13 protein-coding genes are annotated in these 20,346 nt (G+C 72.1%); 6 read left to right on the top strand and 7 right to left on the bottom strand.

Features of this window, described 5'->3' with window-relative positions; translation table 11 throughout:
- Positions 1 to 54: 54 nt before the first annotated feature.
- The 4 genes from ACFY3N_RS18475 to ACFY3N_RS18460 are packed head-to-tail and all read left to right on the top strand — an operon-like array spanning position 55 to position 5,358.
- Positions 55 to 1,629, top strand: a complete 1,575-nt coding sequence (locus ACFY3N_RS18475; protein WP_390817737.1) for an FAD-dependent oxidoreductase — start codon at positions 55 to 57, stop codon at positions 1,627 to 1,629.
- Positions 1,626 to 2,696, top strand: a complete 1,071-nt coding sequence (locus ACFY3N_RS18470) for an alpha-hydroxy acid oxidase (RefSeq protein ID WP_390817736.1) — start codon at positions 1,626 to 1,628, stop codon at positions 2,694 to 2,696. The genes ACFY3N_RS18475 and ACFY3N_RS18470 overlap by 4 nt, the downstream gene beginning before the upstream one ends.
- The gene (locus ACFY3N_RS18465) at positions 2,690 to 4,057 is read left to right on the top strand and encodes a cytochrome P450 (protein ID WP_390817735.1); all 1,368 of its coding nucleotides are present in this window, start codon (positions 2,690 to 2,692) and stop codon (positions 4,055 to 4,057) included. The genes ACFY3N_RS18470 and ACFY3N_RS18465 overlap by 7 nt, the downstream gene beginning before the upstream one ends.
- The gene (locus tag ACFY3N_RS18460; protein ID WP_390817734.1) at positions 4,054 to 5,358 is read left to right on the top strand and encodes a cation:proton antiporter; all 1,305 of its coding nucleotides are present in this window, start codon (positions 4,054 to 4,056) and stop codon (positions 5,356 to 5,358) included. The genes ACFY3N_RS18465 and ACFY3N_RS18460 overlap by 4 nt, the downstream gene beginning before the upstream one ends.
- 44 nt (positions 5,359 to 5,402) lie before the next feature.
- Here ACFY3N_RS18460 and ACFY3N_RS18455 read toward each other — a convergent pair whose 3' ends face one another.
- From ACFY3N_RS18455 to ACFY3N_RS18435, 5 genes are all read right to left on the bottom strand, one after another.
- The gene (locus ACFY3N_RS18455) at positions 5,403 to 6,851 is read right to left on the bottom strand and encodes a class I adenylate-forming enzyme family protein (protein WP_390817733.1); all 1,449 of its coding nucleotides are present in this window, start codon (positions 6,849 to 6,851) and stop codon (positions 5,403 to 5,405) included.
- The gene (locus ACFY3N_RS18450) at positions 6,844 to 8,388 is read right to left on the bottom strand and encodes an NAD(P)-binding domain-containing protein (protein ID WP_390817732.1); all 1,545 of its coding nucleotides are present in this window, start codon (positions 8,386 to 8,388) and stop codon (positions 6,844 to 6,846) included. Before ACFY3N_RS18450 ends, ACFY3N_RS18455 begins: the two co-directional genes overlap by 8 nt.
- A gap of 650 nt (positions 8,389 to 9,038) precedes the next feature.
- Positions 9,039 to 10,589: a GDSL-type esterase/lipase family protein gene (locus ACFY3N_RS18445; RefSeq protein WP_390817731.1), complete on the bottom strand. Its 1,551-nt coding sequence runs from the start codon at positions 10,587 to 10,589 to the stop codon at positions 9,039 to 9,041.
- A gap of 148 nt (positions 10,590 to 10,737) precedes the next feature.
- On the bottom strand, positions 10,738 to 12,729 hold the full coding sequence (locus tag ACFY3N_RS18440) for a rhamnogalacturonan lyase (RefSeq protein ID WP_390817730.1): 1,992 nt from the start codon (positions 12,727 to 12,729) through the stop codon (positions 10,738 to 10,740).
- An 888-nt stretch (positions 12,730 to 13,617) separates the two neighbouring features.
- Positions 13,618 to 15,051, bottom strand: a complete 1,434-nt coding sequence (locus ACFY3N_RS18435) for an endo-1,4-beta-xylanase (RefSeq protein WP_390817729.1) — start codon at positions 15,049 to 15,051, stop codon at positions 13,618 to 13,620.
- Between the two features lie 781 nt (positions 15,052 to 15,832).
- Here ACFY3N_RS18435 and ACFY3N_RS18430 point away from each other — a divergent pair.
- Positions 15,833 to 17,299, top strand: coding sequence for a non-reducing end alpha-L-arabinofuranosidase family hydrolase (locus ACFY3N_RS18430; RefSeq protein WP_390817728.1), 1,467 nt, complete (start codon positions 15,833 to 15,835; stop codon positions 17,297 to 17,299).
- A 116-nt stretch (positions 17,300 to 17,415) separates the two neighbouring features.
- Here ACFY3N_RS18430 and ACFY3N_RS18425 read toward each other — a convergent pair whose 3' ends face one another.
- Both ACFY3N_RS18425 and ACFY3N_RS18420 read right to left on the bottom strand, forming a co-directional pair.
- Positions 17,416 to 17,973, bottom strand: coding sequence for a GNAT family N-acetyltransferase (locus ACFY3N_RS18425; RefSeq protein ID WP_390817727.1), 558 nt, complete (start codon positions 17,971 to 17,973; stop codon positions 17,416 to 17,418).
- A 9-nt stretch (positions 17,974 to 17,982) separates the two neighbouring features.
- Complete coding sequence (locus ACFY3N_RS18420) at positions 17,983 to 19,062, bottom strand: MFS transporter (protein WP_390817726.1); 1,080 nt, start codon at positions 19,060 to 19,062, stop codon at positions 17,983 to 17,985.
- A 381-nt stretch (positions 19,063 to 19,443) separates the two neighbouring features.
- Between ACFY3N_RS18420 and ACFY3N_RS18415 the strand changes: the two genes are divergently transcribed.
- On the top strand, positions 19,444 to 20,214 hold the full coding sequence (locus ACFY3N_RS18415) for an ANTAR domain-containing protein (RefSeq protein WP_390817725.1): 771 nt from the start codon (positions 19,444 to 19,446) through the stop codon (positions 20,212 to 20,214).
- Positions 20,215 to 20,346 lie beyond the last annotated feature (132 nt).

The raw sequence follows: 20,346 nt of genomic DNA, 5'->3' as shown, positions 1-20,346 counted from the left end.
CGGTAGGCGGGGAATCTCAGAACGCTCTGAAATCCGCTGGATAGCTTCCGGTCCATGGCGCACGACTACCTGATCATCGGAGCGGGGCCGGCGGGACTTCAGCTCGCCGCCTTCCTGGAGCGCGACGGTGCGGATTACGTGGTTCTGGAGCGCGGCAGCGGTCCGGGCACGTTCTTCACACGGTTCCCCCGGCACCGCACACTCATCTCGATCAACAAGGTGCACACCGGATACGAGGATCCGGAGCTGCGGCTGCGGATGGACTGGAACTCCCTGCTGAGCGACGATCCCGAACTGCTGTTCACCCGGTACAGCCGACGCTACTTCCCGGCGGCCGACGACATGGTCCGCTACCTGGCGGACTTCGCGGAACGCACCGGCGTCCGCGTGCGGTACGACACCACCGTGGAGCGGGTCTCCCGCGACGCCGGCGGGTTCACCGTGACCGACGCCGCCGGGGGAACCTGGCGGGCGCGGCGCGTGGTGGTGGCCACCGGGGTGCCGCTGCCGAACCTGCCGGCGATTCCCGGCATCGAACTGGCCGAACGCTACGACACGTTCGACCCCGACCCGGAGGCCTTCACCGACCAGCGGGTGCTGGTGATCGGGCGGGGCAACTCCGCCTTCGAGACGGCCGACGGCCTGATGGAGACCGCGGCCGTCATCCACCTGGTCGGCTCCGGTTCGCTGCGCATGGCCTGGCAGTCGCACTACGTGGGCCATCTGCGGGCGGTGAACAACAACTTCCTGGACAGCTACCAGCTCAAGTCCCAGAACGCCCTGCTGGACGGGCGGGTGCTGGAGATCCGGCGGGACGGGGACGGCTTCCGCGTGCCGGTGGCCTTCGAACGGGTCGGCGAGGTGGTGAAGGACCTGCGCTACGACCGGGTGATCGTCGCGACCGGTTTCCGTTTCGACGCGTCGGTGTTCGACGGCAATTGCGCGCCCGAGACGGTGGTCGGCGGCCGGTTCCCCGCCGTGACCCCCGTCGGCGAGTCGGTGAACGTGCCGGAGCTGTACTTCGCCGGGACACTGACGCAGGGCCGCGACTTCAAGAAGTCCACCACCGGTTTCGTGCACGGCTTCCGCTACTCGGTCCGCGCCCTGCACCGGGAGCTGCGCCGGCGCCACCACGGCGAGCCCTGGCCGGTGGCGGAGCTGGGCGGGGACACCGAGACGGCCGTCGGCCGGATCATCGAGCGGGTCAACCGGTCCTCCGCGCTGTGGCAGCAGTTCGGTGTCCTCGGAGACCTCCTGCTGCTCTCCCCGGACGGCACGATGCGCTACGCCGAGGAGGTCCCGGTCGGACACCTGCCGGGGGCGGTGCGCGCCGGAGACTTCGGGGAGGTCGCCGCCCACGCGGTGATCACCCTGGAGTACGGGGCCGACCACGACAGGGTGGACCCGTTCGACGTGTCGGCGGGCCGCCCCTCGCAGCGGGACACGTCGGGGCTGGACGGCCGCTATCTGCATCCGGTGCTGCGCTGGTACCGCGACGGGGAGTACGTCGCCGAGCACCACCTGACGGAGAACCTGGAGAACGAGTGGGACAGCGAGGACGTGCACCGGGCCCCGCTGCGCGCGTTCCTCGCCGCCCGGTGCGGCCCGGCCGCACCGGTGGCGCCGTGACGCTGCGCGCACTGCACGAGAGGGCCCGCCGGGTCCTGGCCCCGGTGCACTACGACTATGCGGCGGGCGGCGCGGGCGAGGAGCGCGTCCTGGCCGACAACGAGCGTGCGTTCGACCGGTACGCGCTGCTGCCGCGGGTGCTGCGCGGCAGCGAGCGGCGGGACACGTCCGTCGATCTGCCGGGCGCCCGCCGGGCGGGTCCGGTGCTGGTCGCGCCGACCGCCTTCCACCGGCTGATGCACCCGGACGGCGAGCGGGCCACGGCCCGGGCCGCGGCGGCGGAGGGCGCCGTCCTGGTGACGGGCACGGCCGCGACCGTCGCGGTCGGCGAGGTGGTCGCAGCGGCCCGGGAGGGGGCGGCGGGCGCGGCCGTGTGGTTCCAGCTCTCCATGCACCCGCGCCGCGAGGTCACCGAGGCGCTGGTGCGGCGGGCGGAGGAGGCGGGCTGCACGGCGCTGGTGGTCACCGCCGACGCGCCGGTGTTCGGCCGGCGCCCCCGGGACCTGCGCAACGGGTTCACGGACCTGCCGCCCGGCTACGCCGCGGAGAACATGCGGGACCTGCCCGGCGCCCCGCCAGGTGGTCTCACCGACATTCCCATGTCCCCGGCCCTGTCCTGGAGGGACTTCGACGCGCTGCGGGCCGCGACGGCGCTGCCCGTGTGGGTGAAGGGGGTCCTGCATCCGGCGGACGCGCTGCTGGCCGTCGCGCACGGGGCGGCCGGGGTCGTCGTCTCCAACCACGGCGGACGCCAGTGCGACACCGTGCCGGCCGCCGTGGACTGCCTGCCGGCGGTCGCCGAGGCGGTCGATGGCCGGGTGCCGGTGCTGCTCGACGGCGGGGTGCGCCGGGGCGGGGACGTGGCCGTCGCGCTCGCGCTGGGCGCGGCGGCGGTCGGGGTGGGCCGTCCAGTGCTGTGGGGGTTGGCCGCGGACGGCGAGGCGGGGGTGCGGCGGGTCCTCGCGGAGCTGCGCGACGGCTACGACCACACGCTGGCGCTGTGCGGGGGCGGTCGCAATGCCGATCTGACGCGGGACATGGTGGTCCGGAGAGGCGGGACGTGGTGAGCGGCGGGCGGAAACCGGACACGTGGTGGCTGCCGCGCGGTGTGGTGGCGCTGCGGGCGCGCATCTTCGAGAAGGTGAACGGCGACCGGGTGGTGACGCTGCCCAATACGGTGTACGGGCCGGAGGTGTTCGAGCGGGTGTACGCCCATCCGGCCGCGAACGGCCGCAGTGCCGGGGCGGGGCTGTCCGACCTGTTCTGGTACTGGCTGTCGCCGGGGCCCGAGGTGCACCAGGAGCATCTGGAACCCGGCCCGCGCTACGAGGACGTGGCCCGGGCGACCCGGCGCATCCTCGCCGGCGGCTCGGCGGACCTGGCGGCGGCGGCCACCCGCGCGATCGCCGGTGTCCTGGACACGCTGCCCGCGGACCGGATCAGCCTGGTGCGGCTGCGCGACCTGGTGATGCCCGCCTGGGCGGAGTTCTGCTACGGGCTGGTGTTCCGCGAGCCGTGCCCGCCGCGCGCCCGCAAGCTGATCACCGCGCACGCCGACGACGTGATCAGCGCCCTGAAGTGCACGGGGCTGCGCCATACGCGGCGCAGGGCGCGACTGACGGCGTATGTGCGCGAGCGGCTGGCGGCCGGTGACGTGCCGCACCGGCTGCCGGCCTCGCTGTCGCCGGAGGAGCAGGTCTTCTACCTCCAGGGCACGTTCTTCAACACGGCCGTCGTGCAGCTCTCGGAGGCGACCGCGCACCTGCTGCTGGCCCTGGCCCGCCACCCGCGGGTGCAGCGGCGACTCGCGGACGACCCGGGTGACGACCGGTACCTGACGCACGTGCTCGACGAGACGATGCGGCTGTATCCGCTGTTCGGCATCGCGCACCGCATCACCACGGACGAGATCCCGCTCGACGACCGCACCACGCTGCCGGCCGGCTCGGTGGTGTGCTTCAGCTACCCGGACTACCACGCCACGGGCTACGAGCGGCCGGACGTCTTCGATCCGGACCGCTGGGCGTCGCTGTCCGCCGGGAACGCCCACCACATCCCGTTCGGTGTGGCGGCCAACCGCCCGTGCCCGGCGTGGCGATTGTCGCCGCTGGTACTGCGGGCCGCCGTGCGGGAGGTGCTGCGCCGCTTCCGTCTGGACTCGTCGGTCTCGCACACCCGGTCCATCCCGCACCGCGCGCCGTGTCTGCTGATCCCGCGCGGGCTGGAGCCCGGGGCGCGCCTGGCGCCGCTGCGGGGCTTCCTGCGGGTGCGCGACGGCGTGGAGGACGTCACCCGGGGTGTGCGGCAACTCGTGCTCGGCACGGTGATGGTGCTGCACGCCCGCCGGCAGCGGCAGGCCGCACGGTACTTCGAACAGCTTCCGCCCGGCCGGTGCCCGGTCGTCCACTCCACAGGAGACAGCGCATGACGCCCTCGGACCTCTCCCCCGCGTTCTTCCTCGCCGTCGTGGTGATCCTGGCCGTCTGCCGGCTTGTCGGGGCGCTGCTGCAACGAGTGGGGCAGCCGCCCGTGGTCGGGGAGATGCTCGCGGGTGTGGTGCTGGGGCCCTCGGTGCTCGGCGCCCTCCTCCCGGGTGTCGAGGCGGGCCTTTTCCCCGAGGAGTTGCGGCCGGTCCTCTACGTGGTGGGGCAGATCGGCCTCGTCGCGTTCATGTTCCACGTCGGCTGGGACTTCCGGGTGGACCGGCTGCGCGGTGTCGCCCGGCCGGCCGGGCTGGTCTCCGCGGCCGGGGTGCTGGTGCCGGTGGTGCTCGGGTCGGCGCTGGTCGCCGCCGTCGGCGAGCGGACCGGCACCCTGGCGCCGGGGGTGCCGCTGGTGGTGTCGGCGCTGTTCGTGGGAGTGGCGCTGGCGGTGACGGCGTTTCCGATGCTTGCGCGGATCATCTCCGAACGGGGCCTGACCGGGACCCGGTTCGGGTCGCTGGCGCTCGGTGCGGGTGCCGTGGACGACGCGGTCGCGTGGGTGCTGCTCGCGGGTGTCTTCAGCATCTCCGGGGGCGGCGCGGGGCTGGTGTCGCTGGCCGTCGCCGGTGCCCTCGGGCTCGTCGTGGTGCTGGCGGTGGTGACGCGCCTGCACGGCCGCACCGTGCGGCTCACGGAGCGGGCGGCGCCCGAGAGCCTGCTGCCGGTGCTGGTCGGCGCGCTGTTCCTGGTGGCCTGGTACACCGACGAGATCGGGCTGTACGCGGTGTTCGGCGCGTTCAGCCTCGGGCTGGTCTTCCCGCGGTCGGAGCGGCTGGATCACACGGTGGAGACGCTGAAGCCGGTGGGCACGGTGTTCCTGCCGCTGTTCTTCACCTATTCGGGGCTGAACACGGACTTCACGCTGCTGGCCTCCGGGCCGGTGCTGCTGCTGACCCTGGGGTGCGTCCTGGTGGCGGTGGCGGGGAAGTTCGGCGCGTGCTGGCTCGCAGCGCGGCTGGCCGGGGAGCCGGGGGCGGTGGCGCTGCGGGTGGGGGCGCTGATGAACGCGCGGGGGCTGATGCAGCTCATCGCGCTCAACCTGGGCCTGGCGGCGGGCATCGTGACGCAGGCGCTGTTCAGCGCGCTGGTGGTGGTCGCCGTCGTCACCACCGTGATGGCGACACCGCTGCTGACGTGGATCGACCGGCGGGAGCGGGCACGGGGCGGCGGCCCGTCCCACCCGGTGGCGATGGCACCCCGAGCCCCCTGGGCCGCTGAGGCAGGGCCGGGCTCCACCGACGCGTGACCCGCGCGTCGGCGGAGCCCGGTGGACGGGTCCGGCGGGGGCGGCTAGCCTCCGGCCGCCAGGATGCTTTTGTCGGGTTTCCCGGCGGGGGTGAGCGGGACCTCGTCGAGCAGGGTGAGCCGGGTCGGGGCGGTGGCCTCGCCCAGCTCGGCCGCCACCAGGGCGCGCAGTTCCCCGAGACGGGGGACCCGGCCCGGTGCAGGCACCACGAAAGCGTGGACGGCCTCGCCGGTGCTGTCGTCGGGGACGGCGACGACGTACGCCTCCCCCACCGCCGGGTGGGTGGCGAGCACCCGCTCGACGGGTCCGGCGTAGTACACGTGGGCGTTGACGATGATCACGTCGCGGGCGCGCCCGGTCAGCCGGAGCCGGCCCTCGCGGTCGAGGTGCCCGATGTCGCGGGTGCGGACCCAGCCGTCGGTGAACACCTCTGCGCTCAGGGCGGGTTCGCCCCAGTAGCCGCACCCCTGGGAGGGGGTGCGGACGAAGAGTTCGCCGTCCGTGCCGGGTGGCAGGGGCCGCCCATCGGCGTCCCTCACCTCCAGCTCGACCGGGGGGACGCCCAGCGAGCCCGGTTCGTCGTACGGGGTGGCCATGGAGATCATGCCGGTCTCCGTCTGGCCGTATCCGTGGAAGACGACCGGTCCGAGCACGTCGGTGGCCTCGCGCAGCCGAGCGGCGTCGAGGGGGGAGCCGGAGACCATCAGGGCGCGCAGTGCGGCGAGGTCGACGGGCCGGGCCCGGACGCTCGCGACGAGCTTCGTCAGGCGGGCCACGGTGATGACGCTGCCGGTGGCCCGGTGGCGCACCAGGCTGTCGGGGAAGGCCGGGGTGTCAGCGGTGACGAGGGTGCCGCCGGCGGCGAGGGCGAGCAGCCCGTACTCCATCATGACCTGGCTGGCCAGGGTACCGAAGACGAGGAACCGCTGCAGGCGTGGGGCGAGTTCACGGATGGCGGGGGGCCAGCGGTCGGGGTGTGCCGCCCAGGCCGCGGTCATCGCGGCGTAGGTCTGGGCGCATGCCTTGGGGACGCCGGTGCTGCCGCTGGTGTGGAGGAGCCGGGCGACGTCCTGCGGGCGGGCCGAGATCCGCGGGCGGCCGCCGTCGTCCTCGGCGGCGAGCAGGCCGGCCAGGGCGAGGACGGTACCGTGCGGGCCGTCGGCCGTGCCGTCCGGACGGTCGGTGACGCGGAAGGCGGTGCCGGTGAGCAGGTGGTGCCGCTGGCGTGCCGTGAGTCCCGGTCGTACGCCGACGACGCGGGCGCCCACGGCGTGGGCGGCGAGGACGGCGGCGAACGCCTCGGGACTGACTCCGAGCAGCAGGGCGACGCCGTCGCCGGGGCGGACGCCCTGGGCGCGCAGGCCGTTCGTCACCCGCCTCACCAGAGCGAGAAGCTGGAATCCGGTGACGACCCGGTCGCCGTGCTCGAAGACGGGGCGGTCGCCCGCCGCGTCGAGGAGGTCGAGGACGGCGCCGGGGAACTGCTCAGCCAAGGCAGGACTTCACGAACGCGGCGAGCGGCTGCCGGTGGACGGCCGGGATGTCCCAGTCGTTCTCCAGGTTCTCCGCCAGGTGGTGGGTGCCGGCGAGGTCGCCCTCGCGGTAGTGGCGCACCACGGGGTGGAGGTAGGTGGAGTCCACGGCGTGTTCGGGGTCGTTCTCGCGGACGCGGGGCACGGTGACGTCGAACGGGTCGACGTGGTCGTGGTCGGGCCCGTACTCCAGGTCGACGACGAACCGGTGTGCGGCGGGGCCGAGTCCGCCGTCGGTGACGTAGTCGAGCGGGACCTCCTCCTGGTACAGGGCGCGGTCGTCATGGACGGTGACCACGTCGCCCAGGAAGCCGAACTGCTGCCACAGGCCGGAGGAGCGGTTGACGCGCTCCACGAGGGCGTCGGCGACGGCCTCCGGTGCGGCGGGCAGGGTGCGGGCCGGCCAGGGCGTCGCGTGGTGGCGGGCACCGAGGATGCGGTGCAGGGCGCGCGTGCCGTAGCGGAAGCCGTGGATGAAGCCGTTCGTGGACCGTTTGAAGTCGCGCTGCTGCGTGAGCGTACCGGCGAAGTACAGGCCTGGGACGTTCACCGACTCGTAGGCGGAGGTCTGGGCGGGGAACCGGTCGTCGATGGCGAGGGCCGGCCGGCAGCCGGTGTCGAAGGGCGAGACGTCGAAGCGGAATCCCGTGCAGACCACGATACGGTCGTAGTGGAGTTCGCGGAGCCGTTCGGTGGTCCGGGCGTACCGGAACTCCACCCGGTAGCCGCCGTCGGCCCGCTGTTCGATCCGCTCGACGGTGCCGTCCAGGACGGCGTTCTGCGATTTGAGCTGGTAGCTGTCGAGGAAGTTGTTGTTCACCGCGCGCAGATGACCCACGAAGTGGGTCTTCCAGGCCATTTTCAGCGAGTGCGGTCCGGCGACGTGGATGACGGCGGCCTTCTCCATGAGGGCGTCCGCGGTCTCGAACGCGGAGTTCCCCTTGCCGAGGACGAGCACCCGCTGGTTGGTGAAGGAGGTCGGGTCGGTGCCGAAGTCGTTGTAGCTTTCGGCGCTTTCGATGCCGGGGATGTCCGGGATGTTGGGGAGGGAGACACCGGTGGCGACGACGAGGTGCCGGGCCCTGAAGGTCCGGTCCGTGTCGTCGCGCACCAGGAAGCCGTCGCCGTCGCGGGAGATGAGAGTGGCCCGGACGCCGTACTCGACACGGACGCCGCTGCGCCGGGCGAAATCGCCCAGGTAACGCACCAGGTCGTCGGCGGCCGGGAAGTAGCGCTCGCTGTACCGGGTGAACCGTAGTTCGGGATCGTCGGTGAGCAGCGAGTTCCAGTCCATGCGGAGGTCGAGTTCCGGGTCCGTGTAACCGGTGTTGACCTTGTTGATCGATATGAGCTGTCGATGCCGGGGGAATCGGGTGAAGAACGTTCCGGGCCCGCTCCCCCGCTCCAGGACGACGTAGTCGCGTCCCTCGCGTTCCAGCAGAGCGGCGAGTTGGAGTCCGGCCGGTCCGGCCCCGATGATGAGGTAGTCGCGCACCATGGGGCGGACGCTAGCGGGCCCGGATCAGAGGACTCTGAGATTGCGGACGCCGGGACCCGAGGTGGGGGGCCGCGCCCGTGGGAGAGGTGCAGCGGCGCGGGGCCGGGGGGACCGGGCGGCACCGGCCACTCCGGGGACCCGTTCTCGCTGGACCCGCGGGCCGACCCCCGGCTGGAATCCCTCCGCCTGCGGGCCGAAGTACATGGCGGGTACCGCCGCGATCAGGACCCGTTCGCGCCCGGCGTCACCATTGAGGGCAACATGGCCGTCCTCGTCGACTACCGGGGCGGCACCACCCTCTCCTGCTCCCTCAACGTGCGCGGCCCCCGGGAGGGTTACCGGGTCACCGTGAACGGGGCCGAGGGCCGAGCCGGAGGTCGTCGAGCGCGGCTTCGCCGAGCGCGACGCGGACGGCGACGCCGTGCTCGGCCCCTCGGCCACCCCGGCGCCGCGGCACACGACCCGCTGCGGCCGGAGGGCGGGCGCCTGACCGTCCAGCGGCACTGGCACCGGACCGAGGAGCCGGTCTGCCGGTGACCGTCGACGAGCCGGGCCTCGAACAGCTCGGGTGAGGCCTTCCGGGAAGAGGACGTCCGCGGCCGGCGGCGAGCCCTCTCCCCCGGGCTGGGCGGCCTTCCCCAGCCGTACGGTCAGGGGAGGTCGCCGGTCCTGGTGAGTTCCAGGCCGTTGAGGTGGGCCGTCTGTCCGGAGACCACGACGTCGAGCCGCCCGTCGTTCACCACGACGTCGCCGAAGGTGTGCTTGACCACGGAACGGCTGCCGGCCAGTCCGCCGCGGTCCTGGCCCTCGAGGGACAGGTTCGTCCGCGCCGAGCCGAGCAGGTCACCGACATGCGCGGTGACCGCGTACACGCCGTCGGGAACGTCCGCGGAGAACTCGTACCGCCCGCCGAACAGGGCCACGAAGTCCCGTTGCAGGGCGTCCAGGGCGCTGCCGCGGTCGCGGCCGATCATGCCGGTGGTGTCGGTGAAGCCGTAGCCGCGTTCGGCGGTATGGAGCGTCTGCGGGGTGACCTCGGTGAACCCCTCCTGGACCGGACTGCCGGCCGGGCCGAAGTCGTAGCGCCGGTCGGGCACCCGGGTGGTGACCCGCAGTGCGCGCGAAGGCGCCGACTCGCCCGCGCCGTTGACGGCGGTCACCCGCAGCTCGTACGCGGTTCCCTCCTTCAGGCCGGATACGTCGGCCACCGGGACGGTGGAGGTCGTCGCCAGGGTGAACCCGGCGCCCTTGATGTGCTTCTCCCTCCTGTGGATCCGGTAGACGTCGGCGCCCCGGACCGCCTTCCAGGTCAGCCGTGCCCCCTCGTTGGTCACGGTCCGCGCCTTCAGGGCGGCCGGCCTCTTCGGGACTCTGGCGGGCGGCGCCGCGTTGACGACGTGCCGGGCCAGCGGTGTGTCCAGCTCGGAGACGTCCTGGGCGACCAGCCGGGCCATCTGGATCGCGCCGTACTCCTGGAAGTGGGTGTCGTCCGCCGTGCCGTTGGGGCGGTTCGGGTAGACACCGGCCGGGACGTGCAGGAAGACGGACTTCGCCTCCTCCGGGCCGATGGTGTCGAGGTAGGCGCGGCTGGAGGCCGAGAGGTCGACCAGGGGTACGTGTTCCTCGGCGGCCACCGCCTTCGCCGCCTCGACGTACTCGGGGAAGGAGACGTTGAACCGGCCCGTCGTGCTGTTGTAGGAGCGTCGCGAGACGGGTGTGACGACGACCGGGACGGCGCCGCGTTCCCGCGCGCCGCCGATGTAGTCGGTGCGGAGGAACTCCTTGTAGTCCTCGGGCGAGGTGTAGCGCTCGGGGATGGCGACCGAGGCGTCGTTGTGACCGAACTGGACGAAGAGGTAGTCGCCCGGCTCGATCTGGTCCAGGATCGCGTCGAGCCGTCCCTGCTCGACGAAGGTGCGTGAACTGCGGCCGCCGATGGCGTGGTTCTCCACCGTCACGTCGTCGGACAGGTAGCGGTCGATCATCTGGCCCCAGCCCGCCTGGGGGACGTAGTACGGGTCGTAGCTCTGCACCGTGGAGTCACCGGCGAGGTGGACCGTGATCCCGTCGTCCGCCGCGGCCGAGGCGGGAGGCGCCGGCAGCCCGGCCGCCGCGCACGCCGCGGCGGCCAGTGCGGCGAGTGACGCCCTGCGTCGGGGCCGTCCGGGTGATCCGGCCGGCGTGTGCCTTGTTCGCTTCATCAGTGACTCCTTCGTGCCGAGGACGGGGTGTGCCCGAAGTGGCTTCCGGTCGGCGCAGATGCGCCGCCTTCTTCGCCCGTCCGGCGGCCGGGAGTCCGGCCGCCGGACGGGCGTTCAGCCGTGTGTCATGACGCGTGGCGCATGCCGGTCAGCGGGTGTAGCGGATGGCCGGCCGGGCCGGCCGCTTCATGTCCTGTCCGATGAAGTAGCCGGTCCACGGCGGCTGGTTGTAGGCCACGTTCTGCCAGGCCACCCCGAGGCGGTACTGCGGGTCGTGCATCAGGGTGCGCAGCCGCAGCTCCGTCTCGGCGGTCGTGGTGTAGATCCGCAGCGCCGACTCGTCCTGGGCGCGGTAGACGACTTCCTCGCGCCAGTCGCCGTACAGGTCGGCCTGGAGCACGGGATTGCCCTTGGTCCAGTTGTTGGTGTGGACGCCCTCGGGCTGGAACACGGTGTGCTGGGTGCCGGTCTTCGCGTCCCACTTGGCGACGTACGGCCGGCCCGCCGGGTCGGTCGACTCGTTGAAGTCGTGGTCGAGGATCTCCCGCAGGGGGTCGCCGTCCCACCAGATCATGTGGTTGGCCGACGGGATGGACCTGCCGAGCAGCGTGCCGTCGGCCGCCCGCAGTTCGCCCTCGCGCGAGTTCCAGGCGCCGGTCGCGGTGACCGCCCAGGCCTCCGCGCCCGGGTGGGCGGGGTCGATGTCGCCGGCCGCCGCACGTCCGATGTCCCTGGTCGCGGGCATGTCGTAGAGGATCTCGCCGGTGGCCGCGTCCCGGAACGTCGCTCCGCGGTTGCCGGAGGCCGACATCGACTCGTGGGCGGCGAAGACCTCCTGGCCGGGGCGGCTCGGGTCGAGGTCGGAGACGTGCAGGGAGTCGCCGTGGCCCAGCTCGGTGTTGTACAGCGGCGATCCGTCGTCGTCCACGGTGAGCGAGCCGTAGACGATCTCGTCCTTCGCGTCGCCGTCCACGTCCGCGACCGCCAGGTTGTGGTTGCCCTGGCCCTTGTACTCGGCGCCCAGCGCGTCGGAGTCGAACGCCCAGCGCTGCTTCAGCCTCTCGCCGTCGAAGTCGAAGGCGGTCAGGGTGGAGCGGGTGTAGTAGCCGCGGGCGAAGACGACCGAGGGGCGTTCGCCGTCCAGGTAGGCGACGCCGGCCAGGAAGCGGTCGACTCGGTTGCCGTAGCAGTCGCCCCAGGCGCAGGTGTCGCCCCGCCCCGGGACGTAGTCCACGGTGTCGACCGCCGCGCCGGTCCTCCCGTCGAAGACCGTCAGGTACTCCGGGCCGGACAGCACGTAGCCGCTGCTGTTGCGGTGGTCGGCCGCCGGGTCGCCGATCACGGCGCCGGTACCGTCCACCGTGCCGTCGGCCGTCTTCACCGTCACCTCGGACCGGCCGTCGCCGTCGAGGTCGTAGACCATCAGCTGGGTGTAGTGCGCCCCGGCGCGGATGTTGCGGCCGAGGTCGATGCGCCACAGCTGCTCGCCGTCCAGGGTGTACGCGTCCAGGTAGACGTTGCCGGTGTAGCCGCTGCGGGAGTTGTCCTGGGAGTTGCTCGGGTCCCACTTCTGGACGATCTCGTACCGGCCGTCGCCGTCGAGGTCGCCGACGCTCGCGTCGTTGAGGTGGTAGGTGTACGACTGCCCGGCCGGCGTGACACCGCCGGCGGGCCGGTTGACCGGGATCTCCCGGTACTGCCGGGACCAGACGCCGAACCTGTCGGTGCGCTCGGTGACCCGGCCGCCGCGCAGGACCTCGACCCGGTACACCGAGTCGGCGGTGCCGCGCGGGTCGGTGAGGCTGGTCGCGCCGCGGACCGGGGTGCGGGTGACGCGGCGGCCGTCCCGGTAGACGTGGAAGGCGACGCCCTCCGGGTCCAGGCCGAGCATCCGCCAGCCGACGAAGACCCCGTCCCCGGTCCGCACGGCGACCGGCGCCCGGTCGAGGTTCTCCATCTGGCGCACCGGGCGGTCGGGCCGGTCGTCGCCGGAGGCGGAGGCGGGACCGGTGAACGCGGTGGCGGCCAGGGACAGGACGGCGAGGCAGACGGCGGCCGGCCGGAAGCGGGACGGGCCGGTCGCGGTGACCGCGGTGCGTCCGGTGTGCCGACTTCCGGGAACGGTGGATTCCCTGCCCATACGGGTGCTCCTTTGCTCGCAGGACAAGAGGCTCTGCGGGATTGAATCGATTCATCAACCGGCCGTCCGAGTCTGGCAACGGCTGATCGACAGGGTCAACACTCGGGTGGGTGCCGGTAGTTGCGAAACATTGCGAACGGTGCCCAGGCGCCGGACGTCGCGGTGCGGCCGTGTGTGATGCCGTCCGGTCACCCGGCCGCGGCGGCCGTGCTCCGCACCTGCCCGCCGCGTGACGGTGCGCGCCCGCTCACGGCGCCGGGCGGAACGTGTGCGTGCCGCCGATGACGGTGCGCACGGTGCCGTCGGGAAGGAGCACGTCGGCCTCGCCCTCCGGGGACCTCGACGCGGATCTCGAGGCCGGAGCCGGTGCGGATCCGCATGCGAGCGGCAGGACCGGAGTCGGCCTTCGAACCGCGTCCGAACCGCATCACGCACCCGGGCGCCCGGGTGACCGCCTCGCCTTGCCCTGCCTCGTCCTGCCTCGTCCTGCCGGGCGATCATGCACCGCCTGCGGGCCTCACCGGTCTTCACGGGGACTTCGGCAGGGAATCCCGCGTCACCCGCGCCGCCCTCGGCCCCGCGGGGCTCCGACAGGCTCCGCCGCGTCCTTCACCGGGGCACCCTTGGAGCACCCCGTCCTTGCGCTGCTCGCCGAGCGGATCCCCGAAACGGATCCCGTACGCACACGGACACCGATGCCGACCGGCATCGGTGTCCACTGTCGCCGCCTCGGCGGCCGCCGGATTCACCCCGGCGGGCATGCCGGTCGCGAGGGCCGCCGCCGTCACGGCGGCGGCCCGGAACCGTCAGCGACGTCCTCGGGGAGGGGCGGGGGAAGCCGCGCCGCAGGCCGTCACCGGTTCACCCTTTCGTTCGCGGGCGGCCTTGTCAGGTGCGGGTCCAGCGCTGGTTGCTGCCGTTCGAGCAGGAGTAGAGCTGGATCAGGGTGCCGTTGGCGGTGCCGGCTCCGGCGGCGTCGAGGCAGAGACCGGACTGGACGCCGACGATGGATCCGTCGGAGTTCAGGCGCCACTTCTGGTTGTCGCCGCCCCAGCAGCTGTAGATCTGGACCTTGGCGCCGTTGCCGGTGCCGGCGGCGTCCAGGCACTTGTTGCCGTAGACCCGGAGTTCACCGGCGTCGGTGTACGTCCACTGCTGGTTGCTGTTGCTGTGGCAGTCCCACAGCTGGACCTGGGTGCCGTCGGTGGTGCCGGCGTTGGGCACGTCCAGGCAGCGGCCCGAGCCGACGCCCTTGATCTGTCCGCCGTCGGTCGGAGGAGGCGTGGTGGTGCCGCCGTTGAGCGCGTTGAGGACGGCGGTGTAGGCCGGCTTCTTGCTGCCGTCGTTGTTGAACAGCAGCGGCGTGTCCCCCGAGCGCCAGGAGTCGCTGTCGCGCACGCCCCAGACGGTGATGCCGAGGCAGCGCGAGACGGCCAGGCAGTCGTTGACCACGTTGGCGTAGGTCGAGGACGAGGCGCCCTGGATGTCGAGTTCGGTGACGGCCACGTCGACGCCGAGGGCGGCGAAGTTCTGCAGGGTGGTGCGGAAGTTGCTGTTGTAGGGGCTGCCGCTGTTGAAGTGCGACTGGAAGCCGACGCAGTCGATCGGCACGCCGCGCTGCTTGAAGTCCCGCACCATGTTGTACATGGCCTGGGTCTTGGCCCAGGTCCAGTTCTCGACGTTGTAGTCGTTGTAGCAGAGCTTGGCGGACGGGTCGGCGGCGCGCGCGGTGCGGAAGGCGACCTCGATCCAGTCGTTGCCGGTGCGCTGCAGGTTGGAGTCGCGCCGGGCTCCCGAACTGCCGTCGGCGAAGGCCTCGTTCACGACGTCCCACTGCGCGATCTTGCCCTTGTAGTGGGCCATCACGCCGTTGATGTGGTCGATCATCGCCTGGCGCAGTGCGCTGCCGCTGAGGTTCTGCATCCAGCCGGGCTGCTGGGAGTGCCAGGCCAGGGTGTGGCCGCGTACCTGCTTGCCGTTCTGCACCGCCCAGTTGTAGACGCGGTCGGCGGCGGTGAAGTTGAACTGGCCCCGCTGCGGTTCGGTGGCGTCGATCTTCATCTCGTTCTCGGCCGTCACCGAGTTGAACTCGCGGTTTGCGATCGTCGTGTACATCGAGTCGCCCAGCCTGCCCGAGGCGATGGCGACGCCGAAGTAGCGGCCGCTCTGCGCCGCCGCGGCGCCGAGCGTGCTCTCGGCGGCGTGTGCGGTCGGCGGCGCGGCCAGTGCGGCGACCACGCCGAGGACGCCGGCGACCAGCGCCCACAGCAGACCGCGGGCCTTCCGTCGGACGACGGGTCCGGAAAGGGCATAGGAGCCCATGGTTGTGCCTCCAAGGTAGAAACGACGGAATGACCGAAGCGCAGGAGAAAGCGTCGTCCGCTTCCGCTCGGCGGACGGACGGGCGGGCCGGAACCCGGACGGCACGGAGTCACCGGACACCGCGGTCACGGGGCCCGGGACGATCCCGACCGGCACGGATGGCGCCCGGTCGGCCGCCGGGTGACGCGCGCCGGGCTGCGGCGGTCCTTCGGCACAGGCACGGGGGTACTCCATCGCGGCTCAGTCGGGGGCGTCACGCGGCGTCGCACACCTCTCCGACTGCGCGGAGAGCAAGGATGCGCCGACGCGAACCTCACCGGAACGAAAACGGGGTGGCGCGGGTGCTCTGGCGCCCGGATCTGCCGTGCAACACGGTCCACCCAGGGCCCATGTGGTTCGAAATCTCGGTCTGCGGTCGGTTTACCAGACAGGATGATTGAGGCGTTGACAGTGACTCGTCAACCCTCGTGACGAGAAAAGTTTCCGACCTCAATTCGAAACTTTCGCAGCTCCGTCGAACCGGGCAGACCCTTGGGTCGACGAGCCGCATCGCGAGCTTGCTGGGATTTCCAGCCGACCCGACAGCTCGCCATGCCCGAGGAGGAGAAATTGTTTGTGGGCAGATCGGCGACAGGCCTTGACCGGAGGGCCTCGCCTTCCTAGCTTGTGGCGTCACAGAACCGGAATCACTTCGAAACTTTCGGACTTGTTCCCGCAGCCGGCGCGGCCGCTCCGCGGTTCATCGGCGTCACCTCGCCCGGCTCTCCAAGGAGGCCCTCTCATGTGGTTTCGCCACCCGTCCCCGGTCCGTCCAAGACGCTTACTCGGCGTCCTCGCGCCCTTGCTGCTGGTGGCCGCCTTCCTCGGTGCCCAGCCCGCCGAGGCCGCGACCGTGGACCCCAACGCCTCGTATGTGCTGGTCAACCGCAACAGCGGCAAAGCCCTGGACGTCTACAACATGGCGACCGACGACGGCGCCCGCATCACCCAGTGGACCAGGAACAACCAGAACCAGCAGCAGTGGCAGTTCGTCGACTCCGGGGACGGCTACTACCGCATCAAGTCCCGCCACTCGGGCAAGGTGCTGGACGTCCACAACTGGTCCACCGCGAACGGTGGCTCGATCGTCCAGTGGTCCGACCTGAACGGCACCAACCAGCAGTGGCGGCTGGCCGACAGCTCGGACGGCTACGTGAGGCTCATCTCGCGCCACAGCAACAAGGCCCTCGAAGTGCAGGGCGCCTCCACCGCCGACAACGCGAACATCGTCCAGTACGACGACTGGGGCGGCGCCAACCAGCAGTGGCAGCTCGTCAAGGTCGGCGCCGACACCCCCGGCTCGTGCGATCTTCCGTCGGCCTACCGCTGGACCTCGACGGGCGCGCTGGCGCAGCCCAAGCAGGGGTGGGTCTCGCTCAAGGACTTCACCGTCGCCCCCTACAACGGCAGACAACTCGTCTACGCGACCACGCACGATACGGGGACCAGGTGGGGCTCGATGAACTTCGGCCTGTTCACCAACTGGTCGGAGATGGCCTCGGCCGGCCAGAACACGATGTCCAGTTCCACCGTCGCGCCCACGCTCTTCTACTTCGCGCCGAAGAACATCTGGGTACTCGCCTACCAGTGGGGCGGGACCGCCTTCTCCTACCGGACGTCGAGCGACCCCACCAACCCGAACGGCTGGTCGTCCGAGCAGGTGCTCTTCTCGGGAAGCATCTCCGGCTCCGGAACAGGCCCCATCGACCAGACGCTCATCGGTGACGGCACGAACATGTACCTGTTCTTCGCCGGCGACAACGGCAAGATCTACCGGGCCAGCATGCCGATCGGGAACTTCCCGGGCAGCTTCGGCTCGACCTCGACCGTGGTCATGAGCGATACGACGAACAACCTGTTCGAAGCCCCGCAGGTCTACAAGCTGCAGGGCCAGAACCGCTACCTCATGATCGTCGAGGCGATCGGCTCGCAGGGCCGCTACTTCCGCTCGTTCACGGCCACCAGCCTGAACGGCGCGTGGACGCCCCAGGCCGCGACCGAGAGCAACCCCTTCGCCGGCAAGGCCAACAGTGGCGCCACCTGGACCAACGACATCAGCCACGGCGAACTGATCCGCACCGGTCCCGATCAGACCATGACCGTCGATCCCTGCCATCTGCAGTTGCTCTACCAGGGACGCAGCCCCAGCTCCGGCGGCGACTACGGCCTCCTGCCCTACCGTCCGGGTCTGCTGACACTGCAGCGCTGACGGCACGACGCGGGTCCGGCTCCGGTGGGGAGCCCGCGTGGCGGGCTCGGCGCGAGGCCGGGCCCGCCACCCGCCGGGCAGCGGGGCGCTCCGTCCGTGTGCCGCCCGCTGTCCGCTCAGGGGCAGGGCATGCTCATGTAGAGCGCCTGCTCGCCCTCGGAGGGGGTGCCGTCGTAGAGGGCGGTGTCCAGCCCGCAGAAGGCGAAGCCCATGCGCCGGTACGCGTGGATCGCGGGCGCGTTGATGTTGGTGACCTCCAGCCAGAGGTGCCCGGCGCCCCGCTCGCGGGCGAACTCCACCGCGAGCCCCATCAGCGCACGGCCGACCCCCCGCCCCCGGTGCTCCGGGGCGATCTCGATGTCCTCGACGGTCAGTCGGCGGTTCCACCCGGCGTACGAGACGGCGACGAACCCGGCCAGGTCGCCGGCGGCCCCGTGGGCGACGAAGGTACGGGAGTCCGCGTCGTCACCGCCGTCGCCGTCATACTCGTCCTCGGGGAACACCTTGGTCAGGGGCGGGTCCACCGCGGTCTCCCGCAGGGCGAACCCGTCGTCGGCGACGATCACCCGGAAGACCGTGCCGGTGGTGAAGGAGCCGTCCAGGGCCCTGATGGCCCCGGCGTCCTCGGGGACGGCGGTGCGGTACCGGTAAGCGGTGTCGTCAGCAGTGGCCACGGTACGACGTTAGGGCCGCCCGGACCACGACAGGACGGCTTTCGGCCGACCGCGCCCGCGCCCCGGACCCGGCCCGGGCTCACGGGGCGCTGCCCCGTACGACGGCCCGAGGGAGCGGCCCGGACACCGGCCGGTCGCCGCCGGCGTCCGCCCGGCGGCGGCGACCGGTCCCACGGTGTCAGGGCCGCTCGGAGACGGGGGCGGCAGCGTCACAGGGGTACAGCGGGTCAGCAGCAGCCCGGTGCCGACGCAGTTGACCACGGCGCCGGCGACCAGCAGGGGCACGCTGTCGGCGAACCCCATCAGGAGGAACCCGGTGCCGCACAGCAGGAGTACGGCGGGGAGCCGGCGGCGCGGGCCGTCGGTGAGCCGGGGGAAGACGACGGAGCCGGCGACGGTGGCCGCGCCGGCGATCGCGGTGGCGGCCCCGATGACGCCGGTGGAGCCGACGCCCAGGTCGTCGAGGCCGACGCCCAGGTCGTCGAGGAGGTAGGACATCTCCACGGGCACGGTGCAGAAGACGACGGCGCCGAACACGGTCAGCAGGCAGATGCCGGCCATCCGGCGCACGGGGAACGGACGGGGCTCCGCCCCGGCATGGGGCTGCCCGTCCGCGGCCGACGGCTGCGGGTCCGGCAGTGCCCGGGCCGTGGCGAGGGCGAGCGGCAGCCCGACCGCGTAGAGCCAGAAGGGCGCGCGCCAGCCCGCCGTGCCCAGCGCCCCGCCGACCGCGAAGAAGACCGTGGCGGACGCCGACGCGCACATCGTCTGTGGTGCGAGGTACCGGTCGCGGACCCGTCCGGTGCAGTAGTCGCCGATCAGCGTGGTGCAGGCGGTCATGACGGCCGCCTCGGCGACCCCCAGCAGGACCCGGCTGACCAGGACGGCGTACAGCGAGTCGAGCCACAGCGGGGCGGTGCCGAACAGCGCGTACAGGACGGCCGCCGCGACCAGCAGGCGCTTGCGGCCGAGCCGGTCGACGACGACCCCCGCGAAGGGAGCGAGCAGGGCGAGGGACAGCACCGGGACGGTGAGCACGAGGGGGACCAGCGCCACGTTGCCGGCGACGTTCCCGGAGTGGTCCTGCATACCGCACGGGAGTCGAGATCGACTCCATCACCCGGGGTGGGACGTGTGCGGCTTCCCGCACGGACTCGCTCCGTTCTCGGTGGGGGGTCGCCCTGTCGACCATGAGCCCTGCCCGCCGCCGACGGCCACCGCGCCTGGGCCATCGGAGGGTCTTCGAAGCCGAGCGGTGCACGGCCCGGCCCGCGGGGGCCATCGGGCCCTCACCCTCCGACCCGGGCGTTCCCTCCTCGCCGGCCTCCTCGCCCGCCGGCGCCCGAACGGCGCGGCACAGCGGGTCTCCGCCGAGCGAGCGTTCCCCGGGCCGTGCGCCGCGGGCCGCTGTGACGATGCTCGTACGCTTCGCCAAGTATCGACATCTCGACATTGGGTACAAGCGGCGCCATGCCGACGCCCACATCCCCCTCCGTCGATTTCGAGGCCGCGTTCTTCAACTCGCCCGCCCCCATGGTGATCCTGGGCACCGACCTGCGGATCCAGAACGTCAATCACGCCTACGCGCACGTCACACGGCGGGAACGGGACGAGCTGACAGGCATGCACATGTTCGAGGCGTTCCCGGACAACCCGCACGATCCCCGTGCGGACGGCGTGGCGAAGCTCGGTGCGTCGCTGCGGCGCGTCACACACGACCGCACGCCCGACACCATGCACGTCCAGAAGTACGACATACCGTGGAAGAACTCTCCCACCGGTTTCACGGAGAAGTTCTGGAGCCCGGTCAACAGCCCGATCCTCGATCCCGGGGGCGCCCTGGTGGGGGTCGTGCACCACGTGGAGGACGTGACCGACGTCCACAGGGAGCTGCGGCGGATCCGCCGGGTCTACGAACGCATGGAGACACCCACTGCCCACGACGCCGAGGCACAGAGCCGCTTCGTCCGTTACCTCGCCCACGCGGACGAGGAACGCGACCGGCTGGAACGCCTGGAGAACGAGGTCGGCCAGCTGCGCCAGGCACTCGCCTCGCGCGCGGTGATCGACCAGGCCATCGGCATCGTTCAGGCCGAGCGCCGCTGCGCTCCGGACGACGCCTTCCAGATCCTGGTCGGGATCTCCCAGCGGACCAACGTCAAACTCCGCGAGATCGCGGCCGCGCTCGTGCGGCAGGCGGCCGCCGCGGATTCCGCTCCGCTGCTGCCGTCGACGTGGTGACGTCGCCTCCCGCCCACGGATACGTGGCCGGCGAGGACGACCGGGCAGGACTCGTCCGGGCCTCCGCGGCGCCCGGGGCCGCTCACACCTCCTCGCACGGCACGCCGGGGCGCGCCCGGCCGGCACCGGCGG

Origin of the sequence: Streptomyces sp. NPDC000348 (assembly GCF_042898795.1) — a bacterium.
Classification (GTDB): Bacteria; Actinomycetota; Actinomycetes; order Streptomycetales; family Streptomycetaceae; genus Streptomyces.
The sequence above is the reverse complement of the archived record's forward strand: the minus strand, read 5'-3'. Positions and strand labels throughout refer to the sequence as shown.